Here is a 17,948-nt window from a genome sequence, read left to right as displayed (position 1 = left end):
CCTCCGCTCCAGCCAGCATCTTGAATCACAAAACGGACTAAAACGGAATCCCCTCCGATTCAGTCAAAACCGGAACCGCTCTAGAGCTTGGAAATGATCTCGGCTTCGCCCTCGCGGCCCATCGCGGCGGCCGAGGCAAGAATTGCGGGGACGATGTCTTCGGCCCTGTCGATAACCAGCGGCTGGACGAGATGGGCCGTGTGCACGAAGCCCTGATCGCGCATATGCTGCAACAGTTCCAGCATCGGATTCCAGAAGCCGCTGATGTTGCCGAAGACCATCGGCTTTCTGTGCCGGCCGAGCTGTGCCCAGGTCATGATCTCGACGATTTCCTCAAGCGTGCCTATGCCGCCTGGAAGCGCCACGAATGCATCGGCACGCTCGAACATCTTGTGCTTGCGCTCATGCATGTCGGCGGTGACAACGAGTTCGCTGAGCTGTCCCAGCGAGTGGCGGGTTGCTTCCTTGTCCATGAGGAATTCCGGAATGATGCCGGTAACCTCGCCGCCCGCCGAAAGCACGCCGCTTGCCACCGCGCCCATGATGCCGCGCGTGCCGCCGCCATAGACGAGGCCGAGGCCATGATCGGCGATCGATTTTCCCAGCGTGCGACCCGCCTGGATGTGGGCCGCGTCCCGTCCCGGCTGAGAGCCGCAATAGACGCAGATCGATCGAATCGGGGTGTTTTGCTTGGTCATGGGGCCAAAAGACATTGCAGCGCAGCATCGGTCAAGAAAAATGAGGGAAAAAGCAGCGGCAATGAGGCCTGCATGAGACTTGGGCGCTTGTATGAAACTATAGGAAACGTTAGCAATTTCAGTAATACGTTGAAGAATTAGGACGGGTGGGCGGCTGTTGCGCTATAATGGCAAAAAAATGTCCGCGCCGGGGACCAATAAAAGGGACATGCGCGGAGCGTTGTATTGCTCCGCCCCGTGTGGAGAGTAGCATGATGAAGAACAAAGCCGGTTGGGTGGCGCTGAGCGTCTTGGCAGCCGCGACCGCCTTAATGGTTTTCGTGGTCCAGCCAAATCTGCGTGACGACGACAAGGAGCGGGCCGCACAGCCGACCGCGAGTGGCGGTCAGCCGGCCGAGACGAAGCCGGCGGCCAAGGTCGAAACCGCCCCGGCCGCGCCGGAAGGTCAGGCGGCTGCGCCGGACGTCGCGGGCAAGGCGACTGCCGACGCGTCCAATCCAGCGAACTGGACGGTCCCGGGCTTCGACATCCTTCGTGTCGAACCCGATGGATCGACGGTCATAGCGGGACGCGCCCAGCCCGGCACCAAACTCGAAATCCTCAGCGGCAACACGGTTATCGGAACGACCGACGTCGGCGCCGCCGGCGATTTCGCCGCCGTCTTTGACAAGCCGCTTGTCGCCGGCGACCACCAGCTGACCCTGCGCAGTGTCGGTGCAGGCGGCGCGACGAAGACGTCCGAAGAAGTGGCGACGGTCTCCGTCCCGAAGGACTCGACCGGCCAATTGCTGGCGATGGTGTCCAAACCCGGCGAAGCGAGCCGCCTGATCACCACGCCCCAGGTCGATGAAAAGCCGGTGGGCGCTGCTGTGCAGCCGAATGCGCAAGGCAGCGAGCCTGCGGGCGCGCCCGAGACGCCGGCCAAACCCGCTGGCGTTCCAGGTCTTCAGGTCACCGCCGTCGAGATCGAGGGCGGGACGATGTACGTTGCCGGCAACGCCAAGCCCGGCGCGCTGGTGCGCATCTATGCCGACGATAAGTTCGTCGGCGAGATGAAGGCCGACGACAAGGGCAAATTCGTTGTTGATGGCTCGATCGATCTGACGGTCGGCAGCCACATCATCCGGGCCGACATGCTGAACGAGGACGGAAGCAAGGTGGCGATGCGCGCATCGGTGCCCTTCGACCGTCCGGCAGGCAGTCAGGTGGCAGCCGTCGCGGGCCCGCAGGCGGGGGCAGCGATCAACGGGCTTGATCGCGTGCGGAGCGAGGCGAGCAAGGCGATTGCCTTGCTGAAAGGGCTTTTCGCAGATGGCAAACGGCCCTCCGCCGAGCAGCTTGCCGCGGCCCGTTCCGCCACGGAAATCGCGCTGCAGTCGCTCGCCGACTTCAAGCCGGCGGACAATGCGGACCAGGCGCAGGCGACCGCCGCAGCCGCAGCATCCAAGGCCGCGGCTGATGCGCTGGCGGTGCTCAAGTCGTCACAGCAGGACCCGGCAAGCGTCGCCGCGGCACTGGCAAAGGTCGAGGCAACGGTAGGCTCTGCGCTGACGCGGCCGAGTGCTGTCGCCGAGGCGGTTATCAGGCCCGGGGCCACGACGACGGCGGCGGACGCAGCCAAGCCGGCGGCGCCGCCGGTGGCCGACGGTGCCGGCAGTGCTGCGGCAGCGCCTGCTTCCGAACACGCAGCGGCGGCGGCTCCGGTCGAGACACCCGAGCAACCCGCGACGATCGAGCAGGCTCCGCTCAAGGAGAGCAAGAGTTCGGTCATCATCCGGCGCGGTGACACGCTCTGGCAGATTTCGCGCCGGGTCTACGGGGCAGGGGTTCGCTACACGACAATTTACCTTGCCAACCGGGAGCAGATCGAAAATCCCGACTTGATCCGTCCGGGCCAGGTGTTCGGCGTTCCGGATGAGGCTATGTCCGACGACGAATCGCGGGAAATTCACCGCAAGCACGTGAAGCACGAAGAATAGTCTGCCTTTTGCCGGCAATTCCATTGCGGCGAGAAGCAGGCGGACCTATCTGTCAGAAAACGCGGCGTCTCCCAAAGGCGCCGCTTTTCATTGACGATCTACAGCGCCGCGCGTCTTTCCAGACGCACAAACGACGCTGTGGCACTTTGAATTGCCGCATGTTTTATCCTTGAATCGGCTCCGATTTAAGGAAACATGCAGCAGAACTGGAAGCGGACTGAGACGTGGCACCCCAGACCCAGAAAAAGACGGTTTCGGCCAATACGAGCAATCCGTTCGAGACGATCGCGAACCTCTGGCCCTATATGTGGCCGGCCGATCGCGCCGACCTGAAATTGCGGGTGGTGTGGGCGACGGTGATCCTCGTGGTCGCGAAGGTCGTCCTTATTCTCGTTCCCTATTTCTTCAAGTGGGCCACCGATGCGCTCAACAGCAGGCCGGACGCACTGGCCTCGCTGCCGCAGTTCCTGACCGGCGCGGTCATGCTGGTGCTCGCCTACAACCTCGCGCGTCTGCTGCAGGCGGGTCTGAACCAGCTGCGTGACGCACTCTTTGCGAGCGTCGGCCAGCATGCGGTGCGGCAGCTTGCCTACAGGACCTTCGTCCACATGCATCAGCTCTCGCTCCGGTTTCATCTCGAGCGGCGCACGGGCGGGCTTTCGCGCATCATCGAGCGCGGAACCAAAGGCATCGAGACGATCGTCCGGTTTACCATCCTGAACAGCGTGCCGACGCTGATCGAATTCCTGCTGACGGCGGTGATCTTCTGGTGGGGCTACGGCTTCAGCTATCTCTTCGTGACGGCCGTGACGGTTTGGCTGTACATCTGGTTCACGGTGCGCGCCAGCGACTGGCGCATCGCTATTCGCCGCTCGATGAACGACAGCGACACCGATGCGAACACCAAGGCGATCGACTCGCTCCTCAATTTCGAGACGGTCAAATATTTCGGCAACGAAGAGATGGAGGCGAAGCGCTTCGACAAATCGATGGAGCGCTACGAGCGCGCTGCGACCCAGGTCTGGACTTCGCTCGGCTGGCTGAACTTCGGTCAGGCGCTGATCTTCGGCGCGGGTACCGCGGTGATGATGACGATATCGGCGCTTGCCGTGCAGCGCGGCGATCAGACGATCGGTGATTTCGTCTTCGTCAATGCGATGCTGATCCAGCTTGCCATCCCGCTGAATTTCATCGGTTTTGTCTACCGCGAAATCCGCCAGGGCCTGACCGACATCGAGCACATGTTCGATCTCCTCGATGTTCAGGCCGAAGTGGTCGATCAGCCGGACGCGAAGGAACTGACGATCGACAAGGGCGCGATCTCCTTCAGGGACGTGCACTTCGCCTACGATTCCGCCCGGCCAATCCTCAAGGGCATTTCCTTCGACGTTCCCGCCGGCAAGACGGTGGCGGTGGTGGGACCGTCCGGGGCAGGCAAGTCGACGTTGTCGCGGCTGCTTTACCGCTTCTACGATGTCCAGGATGGGTCGATCACCGTCGATGGACAGGACGTTCGCGACGTGACGCAGAAAAGCCTGCGCTCGGTGATCGGCATGGTCCCGCAGGACACGGTGCTCTTCAACGATACGATCGCCTACAACATCCGCTATGGTCGCATCGAAGCATCCGACTCTGAGGTCGAGGCGGCTGCCGAGGCGGCGCAGATTGCGCAGTTCATCCGCGGTCTTCCGGACGGTTTCCGGGCCATGGTGGGTGAGCGCGGGCTGAAACTTTCAGGTGGCGAGAAGCAGCGCGTGGCGATCGCGCGCACGATCCTGAAGGCGCCGCCGATCCTGATCCTCGACGAGGCGACATCCGCGCTCGATACCAAGACGGAACAGGAAATTCAGGCGGCACTGGACATCGTGTCCCGCAACCGCACGACGCTCGTCATCGCCCACCGCCTGTCGACGGTCATCCATGCGGACGAAATCATCGTCCTCAAGGACGGCGTGATCGCCGAGCGCGGTACGCATGGAGAACTGATCGATCGCGAGGGCCTTTATGCTTCCATGTGGAGCCGCCAGCGCGAAGCAACTCAGGCGGAAGAGCAGCTGAAGCGGGTGCGCGAGAGCGACGATCTGGGCATCATCGACCGTGGCCAACCAGCCGCGTGACGATGGACGGTGAATGCGCGGCCTGGCACCAATCTTTCGACGTTGCCGGACTCCGGGATTCGCGCTAGGTCACATGCCACGTCAAATCTGGAGTAGAGTTCATGAGCTTGGTCAACACGGTGCGAAACACGCTCGTTCCGGTGCACAAGGAAGGCTACCGCTTCATTGCGATCTTCTTCGTTGTGTCGCTGGTGCTTGGCTTACTGTGGGAACCGCTGATGTGGCTCGGCTTCCTGCTGACCGCCTGGTGCGCCTACTTCTTCCGCGATCCCGAACGCATGACGCCGATCGACGACGACCTCGTGATTAGCCCGGCCGACGGCCGTGTCTCCTCGATTGCCGTGATGACCCCGCCGGATGAATTGGGCCTGGGGTCGACGCCCATGCTGCGCATCTCGGTTTTCATGAACGTCTTCAATTGCCATGTGAACCGCGCTCCGATGAGCGGAACCGTGCGCCACATCGCCTATCGGGCCGGTAAGTTCGTAAACGCCGAGCTCGACAAGGCCAGCCACGAAAACGAACGCAACGGCCTCGTCATCGAGACGAAGCACGGCGAAATCGGCGTGGTCCAGATTGCCGGCCTGGTCGCGCGGCGTATTCTCTGCTGGACCGCGCAAAACGCCTCGCTCGAAGCGGGCGAGCGCTTCGGTCTCATCCGGTTCGGTTCCCGGCTTGATGTGTTTCTGCCGGAAGGAGCCGAGCCGCGCGTCAGCGTCGGGCAGACCGCCGTCGCCGGCGAAACGGTGCTTGCTGAATTCGGCTCCGCGAAGGGGCCGGTTGTCAGCCGCCGCGCATAAGGAGCCGTCATGGAAGAGCCCCAGCAGGAAAAGCCGACGGAAACAGTGCAACCGTCCGGGGAGACGGACGGATCGAACGACAAGGCGCGCGGGCCGCGCCTGCGCGAAATTCCGCTGCGCCTGATGATCCCCAACATGATCACTGTGCTCGCGATCTGCGCCGGCCTCTCCGGCATCCGGCTCGCTTTCGAGAACCGCGTCGAACTGGCCGTCGCCATGGTGCTGTTTGCAGCGTTCCTCGACGGTATCGATGGACGGGTCGCGCGGCTGCTCAAGGCGACGTCGAGCTTCGGCGGCCAGATGGATTCACTCGCGGACATCATCAATTTCGGCGTCGCGCCGGCACTGGTTCTTTATGTCTTCGTGCTGGATCAGGCGCGGTCGATCGGCTGGATCGCCGCCCTGATCTACGCGATTGCTACCGGATTGCGGCTGGCACGCTTCAACGTCATGGCCGAGCGCCAGGTCAAGGCATCCTGGCAGTCGGAATACTTCGTCGGCGTTCCGGCACCTGCCGGCGCCATGCTGGTGTTGCTGCCGGTCTATCTCGGTCTGCTCGGCCTTGCGCCGGATCGGCTGTTTGCGCTTATCGCGTCGGCCTATACAGTGCTGATCGCCTTCCTTCTGGTCAGCCGCCTGCCGGTCTGGTCCGGCAAGTCGGAGAACCGCGTGCGCCGCGATCTCGTCCTGCCGGCGATCCTCGTCGTCGTCTTCTATGTCGCGACGCTGATGACCTATACATGGGAAACGATGGTGGTGACGGCGCTCGCCTATCTGATCAGCCTGCCGTTCGGCGCCCGCTCCTGGCAGCGCAAATATGGCGACTGGCCGGCACACCCGGCGCAGGGGGGCGATGGACTGCCGGGCGATAACGACTGACAGGAAGGCCTCGTAAAAAGGGCCTCGTAATAAAAGAAGAAGCCACCACGGATGACCGTGGTGGCTTTCTTTTTCGCTTGAATTTCCCGGAATTGCTCCGGTTATTCCGGCATCCGATAGTCGACGATCCTGTTTTCGCGAACCAGGAACAGTTTGCCGGTCTCGGTCTGGTCTGGCCCGAGAAGCGGCATCAGCGCGGCCGCGACCTCGGACGGATGCGGCACGGTTGCCGGATCTTCGCCGGGTACCGCCTGGGCCCGCATTGCCGTGCGGGTCGGCCCCGGATCGACGCTGAGAATGCGGAGCGGCAGGCGCTGGGTTTCGTGCGCCCAGGTGCGTGCCAGCGCCTCGACGGCCGCCTTGGAGGCGGAGTAGGGGCCCCAGAAGGGCTTGCACTTGTGCGCTGCGCCCGATGAGACAATGAGGGCCCGGCCCGCGTCGGATTTGACGAGCAGCGGCTCAACCGACCGGATCAGCCGCCAGGTCGCGGTGACGTTGATGGTCATCACCTTTTCGAACACCTTGGCCTCGACATGGCCGATTGGCGAAATCGTGCCGAGCACACCGGCATTGGCAACGAGGATATCGAGTTTGCCCCAACGCTCGTGGACCGCTCCTCCGAGCTTGTCGATTGCCGCCATGTCCGCGAGATCGAAGGGGACGAGCGTCGCCGAACCGCCGACCGCCTTGATGGCATCGTCCAGTTCCTCAAGGCCACCGACCGTGCGCGCGCAGGCGATGACATGCGCGCCAGCCTTAGCCAATTCGAGGGCAGTGAAATAGCCGATGCCGCGCGATGCGCCGGTGACCAGGGCGACCCGGTCTTTCAGATTGGGCGTCATTTGATTGTCTTTTATCCGTTGCTGGCGAGAACCGAGAGTTTGCGGACATTGCTTGCGCCATCCTGGTCGAGCAGGCGCGTCGGGTAGTCCCCGGTGAAATAATGATCGGTGAATTGCGGCGCTTGCGGGTCGCGCGCTACACCCCCGACAGCCCGGTAGAGCCCGTCGATCGACAGGAATTCGAGTGAGTCAGCGCCGATGAAGCGGCACATGGACGCGAGATCGGGATGCTGGTTGGCGAGCAACTTGTCGCGGTCCGGCGTATCGATACCATAGAAGTCCGGATGGAAGATCATCGGGCTAGCAACACGGATATGCACCTCGCGTGCGCCGGCATCGCGGATCATCTGTACGATCTTGACCGACGTCGTGCCGCGCACGATGGAATCATCGACGAGCACCACGCGCTTGTCCTTGATCATGGCACGGTTGGCCGAATGCTTCAGCTTGACGCCGAACGCCCGGATCTGCTGCGTCGGCTCGATGAAGGTCCGTCCGACATAGTGGTTGCGGATGATGCCGTATTCGAAGGGAATGCCGCTCTGCTGTGCATAGCCGAGCGCAGCCGGCGTGCCGCCGTCGGGCACAGGTACGACCACATCCGCCTCGACGGGCGATTCCTTGGCGAGATTGACGCCCATGTTCTTGCGCGCCACATAGACGCTGCGACCGCCGACGACCGAATCCGGGCGTGCAAAGTAGACATATTCGAAGAGGCAGAGGCGTTCCGGCTGCGGTGCTTCCGGCTTGCGCGCGTCGATCGAAATCGAGCCGTCCGGCTGGATCTCGCAAATGACCACTTCGCCGTTCTCGATATCACGAATGTATTTGGCGCCAATGATGTCGAGTGCGCAGGTTTCCGAGCAGAAGATCGGCTTGCCGTCGAGTTCGCCCATGACGAGGGGGCGGATACCGATTGGGTCGCGCGCGGCGATCAGCTTGGTGCGCGTCATCGCCAGCATCGAATAGCCGCCTTCCATCTGGCGGATGGCGTCGATGAAGCGATCGGAGGAGGAGGTCTGCTTGGAGCGGGCAATGAGGTGAAGGACGACTTCCGTGTCCGAGGTCGATTGGCATATCGCGCCGTCGGCGATCAACTGGCGACGCAGCGTCAGCCCGTTGGTGAAGTTGCCGTTATGGGCGATAGCGATGCCGCCGACTTCGAGTTCGGCAAAGAGCGGCTGGACGTTGCGCAGCGCCACCTCGCCGGTCGTCGAGTAGCGCGTGTGCCCGATGGAAATAAAGCCGGGCAGCTTGGCCAGCGTGGCGGGGTCGGTATAGTGATCTCCGACGAGACCCATGCGCTTTTCGGTATAGAACTGCTTGCCGTCGAAGGTGACGATACCGGCCGCTTCCTGGCCGCGATGCTGGAGCGCGTGCAATCCGAGCGCCGTCAGTGTGGCTGCATCCGGATGTCCCAGAATGCCGAAGACACCGCATTCCTCGTGCAGGGTGTCGCCATCGAGTTCGTCGTGGATTTCACGGGATCTAAGATCGGTCATCACAAGTTCGCCTTTTGCTCCATGCCGGTGCGCATATCGTGATCAGGCTGCCCGTCTTCAAGCGATCTTAAACGAAAACAGCAGCAAGCGTTATTTCCAAATGGACAAAGCCCGCGCAGCGGGCCTTGTCGCAAACTGATGTTCTATCTCAGCCGTTCGTCGGCGCATCCTGGACGGGGGGCTGTTCGGCCGGGCCCGGCGGGGTTTCCGGTTCGCCTTCGCCCGTGTTGTCCTTGCCGCGCAAGCGATCGAGGATCGTGGCGTCGGCCTCTTCCGGCAAAAGCGCGATCAGCTTGTTGCCGAGATTGTCAAGCAGCGGTTTCGATTTCGCCTGGGTAACCCAGATCGGCTGTTGCTGCGGTGCCACCAGCCAGTTGAAGAACAGCATCGCGACGACGACGAGCAGGATGCCGCGGGCGGCGCCGAACAGGAAGCCAAGGGTCCGGTCGAGCGCGCCGATGCGGCTGTCGATGATGAAATCGGCGATCCGCATGGTGATGAAGGAGATGACGATCAGCGCCACCAGGAAGACCACGGCGGCCGAGCCGGCCATCGCGACCGTGTCGCTGCTGGTGTATTGCGAGGCATAGGGCAGCAGAAAGGGATAGAGGAAATAGGCGGCCGCCGCCGCGCCGACCCAGCTCGCAACCGACAGGACCTCGCGCGAGAACCCGCGGACCATGGCGAGGATGGCCGAAAACAGCGCAACGCCGAGAACGATACCATCGAGAATTGTAATGGGCATGTTGTCTTTACTCCGACCCCGTCTTGATCCGGGCCACACCAAGCTTATCCGCCGTCGGTCGTGTCTGCACGCACTCAGAACGTCTTTCCACGACCAATTGTCAAGGCGCACATCTGCGGACGCTCTTGCCGATCCCCGCCGAGGTCATTCGTCTTCGCCTTCCGTCTGCCTCAGAGCGCTCCGCGATCCGGCGATACGCGCCACGAGATCCGGCAGGCTCTCCATTTCGCTCCAGCGGCCGTTGCCGTTCTTCGGCAGCTCGGTCGATGCAGACGGCAATACGGCCTGGGAGAAACCGAGCTTCTCAGCTTCCTTGAGACGTTGGGCAGTATGCGCAACCGGCCGGATGGCGCCCGACAAGCTGACTTCGCCGAAATAGACGCAATCGGCCGGAAGGGCAAGCCCGGCAAGCGAGGAAACCAGCGCGGAAGCGACCGCCAGGTCGGCGGCAGGCTCGGAAATGCGGTAACCGCCGGCAATATTGAGATAAACGTCGTGCTGGCCGAGGCGAACGCCACAATGGGCCTCGAGCACGGCGAGGATCATCGAGAGGCGGGCGGAATCCCAGCCGACGACCGCACGGCGCGGCGTTCCAAGCGACGTCGGCGCGACGAGCGCCTGCACTTCCACCAGCACCGGCCGGGTTCCTTCCATGCCGGCAAAGACGGCGGCTCCCGGCGACTTCTCGTTGCGCTCCCCGAGAAACAACTCCGACGGATTGGCGACTTCGCGCAGGCCCCTGTCCGACATCTCGAACACGCCGATCTCGTCGGTCGGACCGAAGCGGTTCTTGACCGTCCTCAGGATGCGATAGTGATGCCCGCGATCGCCCTCGAAATAGAGCACAGCATCGACCATGTGCTCGACGACACGCGGGCCGGCGATCTGGCCCTCCTTCGTCACATGGCCGACGAGCACGACCGCCGTGCCGGTCTGCTTGGCGAAGCGGATCATCGCCTGGACGCCGGTGCGTACCTGGGTCACGGTCCCGGGCGCCGAATCGACGATGTCGCTCCATAGCGTCTGGATCGAATCGATGATGACGAGATCAGGGCGCTTGCCGTCCGCAAGCGTCGCCAGGATGTCTTCGACATTGGTCTCGGCGGCGAGAAGCACGTCGCTGTCGGCCGCCCCGAGCCGCTGGGCACGCAGACGCACCTGGGCGACGGCCTCCTCGCCCGAGACATAGATGACGCGATGCTTGCGGCGGGAAAGGGCCGCTGCCGCCTGCATCAGCACGGTCGACTTGCCGATGCCGGGATCGCCGCCGACGAGCAAAGCCGACCCGCGCACGAAGCCGCCGCCGGTGACGCGGTCGAGTTCGGATATGCCCGTCTCGATACGCGGCGCGTCCTCGATCTCGCCGGAAAGGGTGGTGAGCGCGACAGGCCGACCCTTCTTCGGCGCGCGCGATGGGCCGCCGCCGATGCCCGCCGTCGGGTCTTCCTCGATGATCGTGTTCCACTCGCCGCAGCCATCGCACTTGCCCGCCCAGCGGGAATGCACGGTGCCGCAATTCTGGCAGATGAACTGGGTGCGGGCTTTCGCCATCGAGACTAGCTTTCGGATATGCGGGAGGCTGCGTGAATACGGCCGCGATTCCGAGAATCACCGCCGCTGTTCACATAATGCCGCGAAAGGCTGCCCGAAAGGGTGTTTTTCGGCGACTGTCCGTCGAAGCAGCAATGGCCCCGCGTTCAAGCGCCGCCGATATAGCTTCGATGATAGCGATGGCCAAGGCTCGTCAGCAGCTCGTAGCCGATCGTTCCGCCGGCGCGCGCGACGTCGTCTATCGCGACATTGCGCCCAAAAAGCTCGATATAGTCGCCGGCGCGAACGGCCTTTTCCGGCAGGTCGGTGACGTCGAACAGGCTGAGGTCCATGGTGACCCGGCCGACATGCGGCACCTTCCTGCCATGCAGGAAGCCATAGGCGCCGGAAGGCATCGCCTGCCTGAGCGTCACACCGCCGCCGGATACCGAGCGGTGATATCCGTCGGCATAGCCGATCGCGACCGTTGCGATGCGGCTTTCGCGGGCGAAGCGTGCCGATGCGCCATAGCTCGCCGTTGCGCCGGAGGGGACTGTGCGGACCTGGATGATGCGCGCTTCGGCGGTCACCACCGGCTTCATCGGATTGATCGCACCGTTCACCGCCTCGCCGCCATAAACTGCAATCCCGGGGCGTGTGAGGTCGAAATGGTAGTCCTTGCCGAGGAAAACACCGCCGGAATTCGCAAGGCTCGCCGGGACGCCCTCGAAGGCGGCGGCCGCCTCACGGAAGCGCTCGAGCTGATAAAGGTTCATCGGATGTCTGGGATCATCACCGCAGGCAAGATGGCTCATGATCAGCACGGGTGAGAAACTTGCCGGACGCGCAGGATCGTTGGCAAGCGTGACGGCTTCCTCGACCGATAGCCCGAGCCGGTTCATGCCGGTGTCGACGTGAAGCACGCAAGGGTGGTCGCCGCGTTCGGAAAGCGACGCCATGAAGACGGCGAGTTGTTCCTCCGAGTTGATGATCGGCACTAGATCGTAGTCGAAGAAGAGTTCCTCGTTGCCTGGCCACATGCCGGCCAGAATGTAGATGCGCCCATCCGGAACCAAAGGGCGGAGCTCCGCCCCTTCTTCCGCGTTGGCGACGAAGAAGTCGCGTGCACCGGCGGCGTAAAGGGCAGGGGCCGCCTGCGCAATGCCGAGCCCATAGGCATCTGCCTTCAGAACGGCGGCCGCGCGAGCCGTGCCGGAGCGCTCGTTCATGGCGCGCCAATTGTCGGCCAGCGCCGCAAGATCGATGGTGAGCCTGTTGGAGGCGGAGAGGAATTCTGGTTCGTGCATACCGGAAGCTCTGAGTGGACGATACAGCAGCAATACATCCTAGCAGCGAAGGCCGCAAACGATCTGCTGCGATCGGGATGCCCGCTGTTGCGACAGGCGTCGTCGTTGTGGTCGCTGCGAGAGTGGTGATCGCAGCGTGAGCCGGCTGGTGCCGGGTGACTGCCGGATTAAACGTGTTTCGCTTCCAGTCGGCTGATTTTACCGCCCCTCATCCGGCTGCCGCCATCTTCTCCCCTTGGGCACGGGGAGAAGGGACAAGCGGCGCCAACTACACTCCCTCCACGCAAGCAGGGCGAGGAGACTGGGAGGGTGCAGCTTGCCCCTTCTCCCCGTCGAGACGGGAGAAGGTCGCGGCAGCGGGATGAGGGGCAGAGGCGTGCAGTTCACGCGTGGCGAACAGCCGCGTTTCAGTGCTCGTACTGTGTGAAGGACGGATCCGCCAGGTCAGAGAAGCGTGTGTATTCGGATTGGAAGGCGAGCTTCACCGTGCCGGTCGGCCCGTGGCGCTGCTTGGCGATGATCACGTCGGCCGTGCCCTTGACCTTGTCCATCTGCATCTTCCACTCTTCGTACTTCGGATCGAGTTCGTCGCGCGGCTCCATGTTCTTCACGTAGTATTCCTCGCGGAACACGAAGAGCACCACGTCGGCGTCCTGCTCGATCGATCCCGATTCACGCAGGTCCGAGAGCTGCGGGCGCTTGTCCTCACGGCTTTCCACCGCGCGCGAGAGCTGTGAGAGCGCGATGATCGGCACATTCAGCTCCTTGCCGAGCGCCTTGAGGCCGGTGGTGATTTCGGTGATTTCCTGCACCCGGTTCTCGCCTGATTTCTTGGAGCCGGTCATGAGCTGGACGTAGTCGACCACGAGTACGTCGAGGCCACGCTGACGCTTGAGGCGACGGGCGCGTGCCGCGAGCTGGGCGATCGAGATGCCGCCGGTCTGGTCGATATAGAGTGGCACCTTCTGCATCATCATCGAGCAGGCGACGAGCTTCTCGAAATCGGCTTCCGAAATGTCGCCACGGCGGATCTTCGAGGACGAAACCTCGGTCTGCTCGGAGATGATACGCGTGGCGAGCTGCTCGGACGACATTTCGAGCGAATAGAAGCCGACGACACCGCCGTTCTTCGCCTTGAAGGAGCCATCGGGCTGCACCTCGGGCTCGTAAGCCGCGGCGATGTTGTAGGCGATGTTGGTTGCGAGCGATGTTTTGCCCATTCCCGGGCGGCCGGCGAGGATGATCAGGTCCGAACGCTGCAGGCCGCCCATCTTTCCATCGAGCGAATGGATGCCGGTCGAAATGCCGGAAAGATGGCCGTCCCGGTCCTTCGCCGTCGCGGCCATGTCGATGGCGAGTGTCACGGCGTCGCTGAACGACTGAAAGCCGCCGTCATAGCGTCCTGTTTCGGCAAGCTCAAAAAGGCGCCGCTCCGCGTCCTCGATCTGGCTCTGCGGCGGCATATCGAGCGGCGCGTCATAGGCGATGTTGACCATGTCCTCGCCGATGGTGATCAGCGATCGGCGGAGTGCAAGATCGTAGATGGCGCGGCCATAATCCTCGGCATTGATGATCGAAACGGCCTCGGCGGCAAGGCGCGCGAGGTACTGGGCAACGGTCAGGTCGCCGACTTTTTCGTCCGCCTTGAGGAAGGTCTTGATCGTCACCGGGTTGGCGGTCTTGCCCATGCGGATGATCTCGCCGGCAACCTCGAAGATGCGGCGGTGCAATGGCTCGAACAGATGTACCGGCTTCAGGAAGTCGGAAACCCGGTAGAACGCATCGTTGTTGACCAGGATTGCGCCAAGCAGCGCCTGCTCGGCCTCGAGGTTGTTCGGCGCTTCGCGGTAGTGCTGGTCCGCCTGATCCTTGGCCAAGGGGGCGAGCTTGCGCGCTGCGTCGTTCATGGTCTTTCCGTTTCCGCCTGTGATCCCGTGAGTTACCCGATTTGCTTCCTGTCACCCGGCAAGTCTAGTGTAGGCATGCAACAGTGCCGCGGCATCCAAACGTGCCGATCGTCTTTGCCCGTTGTTCGACTGATCCACAGGGGCGGGAGCGAAGCGTCGAAATGCGCTCCATCCCCGGCAAATTTGTTTGACGCCGCGAGCGAAGGCGAAGGTACCTGATTCGCACCCCGCCGTCGCTTCCCCCCCATCATTCGCCATCTTGAAAAAACTCCGCAGTTGCATTAAGTAGGGGCAAAATAATTAGCATACTAGTAATATGGAAAAGATACCAATGCGCGATTCAGACGCAAACCGCGAATTGTTCGACGCGCTGGCGATGGTCAATCGCAAGCTGCGGGCGGTCTTCGACGCACGGGTGAAGGAGCGGGGACTGACGCTGCCGCGTGCACGTGCGCTGTTCATGCTCGCCAAGAAGGACGGGATCAACCAGCGCGAATTGGCAGACGAACTTGAGATCGAGACGCCGACCATCGTGCGTCTGCTGGACGGTATGGAAAAGCAAGGCTTCATCGAGCGCCGTGTGGAGCTCTCCGACCGCCGCGCCAAGCAGATCCACATGACGGACTTTGGTCGCTCCGTGGCCCGGGATATCCAGAACCTTGCGGACGAAATACGAAACGACGTCCTCGACGGCCTTGAACCGGAGGAAATCGCTGTTGCGCTGAAGGTCGTCTCAACAATCGCAAGCAACGTGCAGTCGATCGCAAGGGTATGAAGACCGATGCAGGCGCTCGCCAAACCCACCGCCGATGAGAATCATGGCACTCCGCCGGAGACGAGAGGCACACCGGCCGAAGAACGGCCCGAGCCGGCTGCGTCCGCATCTGCGCCTCCGGCGATGGGCCTCGGCAAATCGGCCATCTATATTGCCTGCTCCGTGCTCCTGTTCCTGACGCAGGGGCTCGGCATGAACTTGGCGCTCGCCAATCTCACGCAGTTGCAAGGTTCGCTATCGGCAACGTCGGTGGAGGCCGCGTGGCTGTCGGCCGCCTACATGGCGCCCAATGTCAGCCTTTCGGCCGCTCTGGTGAAGATCCGCGCACAGTATGGGCTGCGCCGCTTTGCGGAGATCGGCATCGTCGGTTTCGTCTTCGTCTCGCTGCTGAATGTCTTCGTTTCCGACCTGCACTCGGCGATCGTCGTGCGCTTCATCAGCGGCATTGCCGCCGCGCCGATGTCGACGCTCGGCTTCCTCTACATGCTGGAAGCCTTTCCTCCCGCGCGCAAGCTGACTGTCGGGCTCGCGCTGGCGCTCACTTGCACGACGCTCGCCGCGCCGATTACGCGGCTGATCTCTCCGGAACTCATCGAATACGGCCAGTGGCATGGTCTCTATACCCTCGAGATGGCGCTGGCGCTGATCGCGTTGCCGATCATCTATCTTTTGCCGCTGACACCCGTTCCTCATGCCAAGGTCATCCAGCGCACCGATATCGTGAGCTATCTGCTGCTCGCCGCCGGATTCGGTTGCATCGCGGTCGTCCTCACGATGGGAAGGCTTTACTGGTGGTTTGAAGCTCCTTGGCTCGGGGTCTTGCTTGCGACCTCGGTCGTGATTCTCACCACTTTCGTGCTGATAGAGCTCAACAGAGAGTTGCCGTTGATCGACGTGCGCTGGCTCGCGTCGCGCGAGATCTTGCATTTTGCCACCGTGCTGCTGATCTTCCGCCTCGTGGCGTCGGAGCAGTCGGCGATTGCTACCAACTTCTACCAGCTGCTCGGCCTGCAGTACGATCAGCTCGCAACGCTCTACTGGATCATTCTGGCGGCATCCGTCGGCGGCGGGCTGCTGTGTGCGGCTCTGATGCAGCCGGGCCATGCGGACGCCGTCCATGTCCTTGCTTTGACGCTGCTTGCCGCGGGTGCCTACATGGACAGTCACGCGACGAGCCTGACGCGCCCGGAGCAGATGTATCTCAGCCAGGCTCTGGTAGCAGCCGGCACGGCGCTTTTCCTGCCGCCGGCAATGGCCCGGGGGTTCAGGTCGGCGCTGGCCAAGGGACCGAGCTACATCGTGAGCTTCATCGTCGTCTTTCTCTTCACCCAGAGCATCGGCGGCCTGATGGGGTCGGCAGCCTTCGGGACCTTTGTCACGGTCCGCGAGAAGTTTCACGCCAACATCCTCGCCGATGAGATCGTTGCCACCAATCCTCTCGTCTCCCAGCGCCTCGCCCAGCTGTCGGGCGCCTATGCCAAGGCAATCGGCGACAGGGCGTTGCTCAACGGGGAGGGCGTGGCCCTGCTCGGGCAGACGGTTACGCGCGAGGCCAATATTCTTGCCTATAACGACGCGTTCCTGCTGACGGCGATCCTCGCGCTTTGCGCGCTCGTCGTGCTCATCATGCATATCGCTTTCAATTGGCTCACCGCACGCAACCTCCCTGCAGCGGCGGCGACCACATCCTGATCCACCAAGTAGACCACCACCATGCTGAAAAATCTTCGTTCTGCCACCACGCTTATCGTCCTTCTTGCCGGCCTCGCCGGCCTCTCGCTCGTTCTCTACGCCTGGCGTTTGCCGCCCTTCGACAGCTCGGTCGAAACCACCGAGAATGCCTATGTCCGCGGCTATGTGACGATCGTCAGCCCCCAGCTTTCCGGCTACGTGGCGGAAGTGCCCGTCAAGGACTATGAGGAGGTGAAGGCCGGCCAGCTTCTCGTCAGGATCGATGATCGGATCTACGCGCAAAAACTCGCCCAGGCGAAGGCGACGCTTGCGGCGCAGCGAGCGGCGCTCGCGAATTCGTTCCAGCAGGAGCTGTCGGCAAAGGCGGGGATCGAGGCCAGCGAAGCGCAACTCGACAGCGCTCAGGCAGCCCTGGTTACCGCGAAAGCGTCGTGGGACCGCATTCGCCCCCTGGCCGAAAAGGGCGTCGCCACGCGCAGCGACGCGGACCAGTCGCGCGCTGGCTTCGAGCAGGCAGTGGCTGCCGTCAATCAGGCCAAGGCGAATCTTGAAGTGTCGAGGCAGTCACTTGCGACCACGCTTGGGGCACGCGCCGGTCTGGAGGCCTCGGTGTCCGGCGCGCAGGCCGCGGTCGAGCTAGCCCGGATCGATCTCGACAATACGCGGATCGTGGCGCCGCGCGACGGCAGGCTCGGCGAGATCGGCGCCCGCGTCGGTCAGTATGTCGCGGCCGGGACTAGTCTGCTCGCAATCGTTCCGGGCGACGTCTGGGTCGTCGCCAATTTCAAGGAAACACAGCTTGACGGCATGAAGATCGGCCAGGCGGTGACCATCTCCGTGGACGCCCTCAATCGGCAGGTGCTGCAAGGCCATATCGAGCGCTTCTCTCCGGCCGCAGGATCGGAATTCAGCATCATCCGGCCCGACAATGCGACCGGCAATTTCACCAAGGTTGCCCAGCGCCTTGGCGTTCGTATCGCGGTCGATCCGGGTCAACCGCTGGCGGCCTTGCTGGCGCCGGGACTTTCAGTCGTCGTGAAGGTCGACAAGTCGGCAGAGCCGCGAGCGGCATTCGCATCCGCGAGCTGATCGGCGCATCCGACAAAGATAGTGGTGATCTGCTAGAGGCAGTCGCGACAAACGACAGAGGCCCGGATCGCTGGATCCGGGCCTCT

General features: G+C 62.8%; 14 protein-coding genes. 7 read left to right on the top strand and 7 right to left on the bottom strand.

Going from position 1 to position 17,948, the window contains the following annotated elements; genetic code table 11:
• Positions 1 to 80: 80 nt before the first annotated feature.
• Positions 81 to 698 carry an LOG family protein gene (locus GHK62_RS23780; protein ID WP_153441514.1) on the bottom strand — a complete coding sequence of 206 codons (618 nt, stop codon included), beginning with the start codon at positions 696 to 698 and terminating at the stop codon, positions 81 to 83.
• Positions 699 to 949: 251 nt separating this feature from the next.
• Here GHK62_RS23780 and GHK62_RS23775 point away from each other — a divergent pair, with 251 nt between their 5' ends.
• The 4 genes from GHK62_RS23775 to GHK62_RS23760 all read left to right on the top strand — a co-directional run bounded on the left by GHK62_RS23775 (position 950) and on the right by GHK62_RS23760 (position 6,473).
• The gene (locus GHK62_RS23775; protein ID WP_153441513.1) at positions 950 to 2,677 is read left to right on the top strand and encodes a LysM peptidoglycan-binding domain-containing protein; all 1,728 of its coding nucleotides are present in this window, start codon (positions 950 to 952) and stop codon (positions 2,675 to 2,677) included.
• Positions 2,678 to 2,901: 224 nt separating this feature from the next.
• Positions 2,902 to 4,794, top strand: a complete 1,893-nt coding sequence (locus tag GHK62_RS23770; protein ID WP_184108521.1) for an ABCB family ABC transporter ATP-binding protein/permease — start codon at positions 2,902 to 2,904, stop codon at positions 4,792 to 4,794.
• Positions 4,795 to 4,895: 101 nt separating this feature from the next.
• The gene (locus GHK62_RS23765) at positions 4,896 to 5,594 is read left to right on the top strand and encodes a phosphatidylserine decarboxylase (RefSeq protein WP_153441512.1); all 699 of its coding nucleotides are present in this window, start codon (positions 4,896 to 4,898) and stop codon (positions 5,592 to 5,594) included.
• Positions 5,595 to 5,603: 9 nt separating this feature from the next.
• Positions 5,604 to 6,473, top strand: coding sequence for a CDP-alcohol phosphatidyltransferase family protein (locus tag GHK62_RS23760; protein WP_153441511.1), 870 nt, complete (start codon positions 5,604 to 5,606; stop codon positions 6,471 to 6,473).
• Between the two features lie 101 nt (positions 6,474 to 6,574).
• On the opposite strand, the gene GHK62_RS23755 is transcribed toward GHK62_RS23760, so the two are convergent.
• From GHK62_RS23755 to GHK62_RS23730, 6 genes are all read right to left on the bottom strand, one after another.
• Positions 6,575 to 7,315, bottom strand: coding sequence for an SDR family NAD(P)-dependent oxidoreductase (locus GHK62_RS23755; RefSeq protein WP_153441510.1), 741 nt, complete (start codon positions 7,313 to 7,315; stop codon positions 6,575 to 6,577).
• Between the two features lie 11 nt (positions 7,316 to 7,326).
• Positions 7,327 to 8,817: an amidophosphoribosyltransferase gene (gene purF, locus GHK62_RS23750; protein ID WP_153441509.1), complete on the bottom strand. Its 1,491-nt coding sequence runs from the start codon at positions 8,815 to 8,817 to the stop codon at positions 7,327 to 7,329.
• A gap of 148 nt (positions 8,818 to 8,965) precedes the next feature.
• Positions 8,966 to 9,562 carry a CvpA family protein gene (locus tag GHK62_RS23745; RefSeq protein WP_153441508.1) on the bottom strand — a complete coding sequence of 199 codons (597 nt, stop codon included), beginning with the start codon at positions 9,560 to 9,562 and terminating at the stop codon, positions 8,966 to 8,968.
• 144 nt (positions 9,563 to 9,706) lie between these two features.
• A complete protein-coding gene (gene radA, locus GHK62_RS23740) occupies positions 9,707 to 11,113 on the bottom strand; it encodes a DNA repair protein RadA (RefSeq protein WP_153441507.1) in 1,407 nt (468 codons plus the stop codon).
• Positions 11,114 to 11,259: 146 nt separating this feature from the next.
• Complete coding sequence (alr, locus tag GHK62_RS23735) at positions 11,260 to 12,399, bottom strand: alanine racemase (RefSeq protein WP_153441506.1); 1,140 nt, start codon at positions 12,397 to 12,399, stop codon at positions 11,260 to 11,262.
• A gap of 407 nt (positions 12,400 to 12,806) precedes the next feature.
• Positions 12,807 to 14,306 (bottom strand): replicative DNA helicase, encoded by a 1,500-nt coding sequence (locus GHK62_RS23730; protein ID WP_153441505.1) that lies wholly within the window; start codon positions 14,304 to 14,306, stop codon positions 12,807 to 12,809.
• A 331-nt stretch (positions 14,307 to 14,637) separates the two neighbouring features.
• Between GHK62_RS23730 and GHK62_RS23725 the strand changes: the two genes are divergently transcribed.
• The 3 genes from GHK62_RS23725 (at position 14,638) to GHK62_RS23715 (ending at position 17,862) form a co-directional block, all read left to right on the top strand.
• The gene (locus GHK62_RS23725) at positions 14,638 to 15,081 is read left to right on the top strand and encodes a MarR family winged helix-turn-helix transcriptional regulator (protein WP_153441504.1); all 444 of its coding nucleotides are present in this window, start codon (positions 14,638 to 14,640) and stop codon (positions 15,079 to 15,081) included.
• 123 nt (positions 15,082 to 15,204) lie between these two features.
• Positions 15,205 to 16,773, top strand: coding sequence for an MFS transporter (locus GHK62_RS23720; RefSeq protein WP_153441561.1), 1,569 nt, complete (start codon positions 15,205 to 15,207; stop codon positions 16,771 to 16,773).
• A 21-nt stretch (positions 16,774 to 16,794) separates the two neighbouring features.
• Positions 16,795 to 17,862, top strand: a complete 1,068-nt coding sequence (locus GHK62_RS23715) for an HlyD family secretion protein (protein WP_153441503.1) — start codon at positions 16,795 to 16,797, stop codon at positions 17,860 to 17,862.
• Positions 17,863 to 17,948 lie beyond the last annotated feature (86 nt).

The sequence above is a fragment of the Sinorhizobium terangae genome (assembly GCF_009601505.1).
GTDB classification, from domain to species: Bacteria; Pseudomonadota; Alphaproteobacteria; order Rhizobiales; family Rhizobiaceae; genus Sinorhizobium; species Sinorhizobium terangae.
Note: the sequence above shows the minus strand (reverse complement) of the source record. Positions and strands in the feature narration are given on the sequence as shown.

Excerpts from the sequence above, each read along its gene's own strand:
- GHK62_RS23760 (WP_153441511.1), top strand. The coding sequence starts at position 5,604 with ATGGAAGAGCCCCAGCAGGAAAAGCCGACGGAAACAGTGCAACCGTCC.
- GHK62_RS23775 (WP_153441513.1), top strand. The coding sequence starts at position 950 with ATGATGAAGAACAAAGCCGGTTGGGTGGCGCTGAGCGTCTTGGCAGCC.
- purF (WP_153441509.1), bottom strand. The coding sequence starts at position 8,817 with ATGACCGATCTTAGATCCCGTGAAATCCACGACGAACTCGATGGCGAC.
- GHK62_RS23720 (WP_153441561.1), top strand. The coding sequence starts at position 15,205 with ATGGGCCTCGGCAAATCGGCCATCTATATTGCCTGCTCCGTGCTCCTG.
- GHK62_RS23780 (WP_153441514.1), bottom strand. The coding sequence starts at position 698 with ATGACCAAGCAAAACACCCCGATTCGATCGATCTGCGTCTATTGCGGC.
- GHK62_RS23730 (WP_153441505.1), bottom strand. The coding sequence starts at position 14,306 with ATGAACGACGCAGCGCGCAAGCTCGCCCCCTTGGCCAAGGATCAGGCG.
- GHK62_RS23715 (WP_153441503.1), top strand. The coding sequence starts at position 16,795 with ATGCTGAAAAATCTTCGTTCTGCCACCACGCTTATCGTCCTTCTTGCC.
- radA (WP_153441507.1), bottom strand. The coding sequence starts at position 11,113 with ATGGCGAAAGCCCGCACCCAGTTCATCTGCCAGAATTGCGGCACCGTG.
- GHK62_RS23725 (WP_153441504.1), top strand. The coding sequence starts at position 14,638 with ATGCGCGATTCAGACGCAAACCGCGAATTGTTCGACGCGCTGGCGATG.
- alr (WP_153441506.1), bottom strand. The coding sequence starts at position 12,399 with ATGCACGAACCAGAATTCCTCTCCGCCTCCAACAGGCTCACCATCGAT.
- GHK62_RS23765 (WP_153441512.1), top strand. The coding sequence starts at position 4,896 with ATGAGCTTGGTCAACACGGTGCGAAACACGCTCGTTCCGGTGCACAAG.
- GHK62_RS23745 (WP_153441508.1), bottom strand. The coding sequence starts at position 9,562 with ATGCCCATTACAATTCTCGATGGTATCGTTCTCGGCGTTGCGCTGTTT.
- GHK62_RS23755 (WP_153441510.1), bottom strand. The coding sequence starts at position 7,315 with ATGACGCCCAATCTGAAAGACCGGGTCGCCCTGGTCACCGGCGCATCG.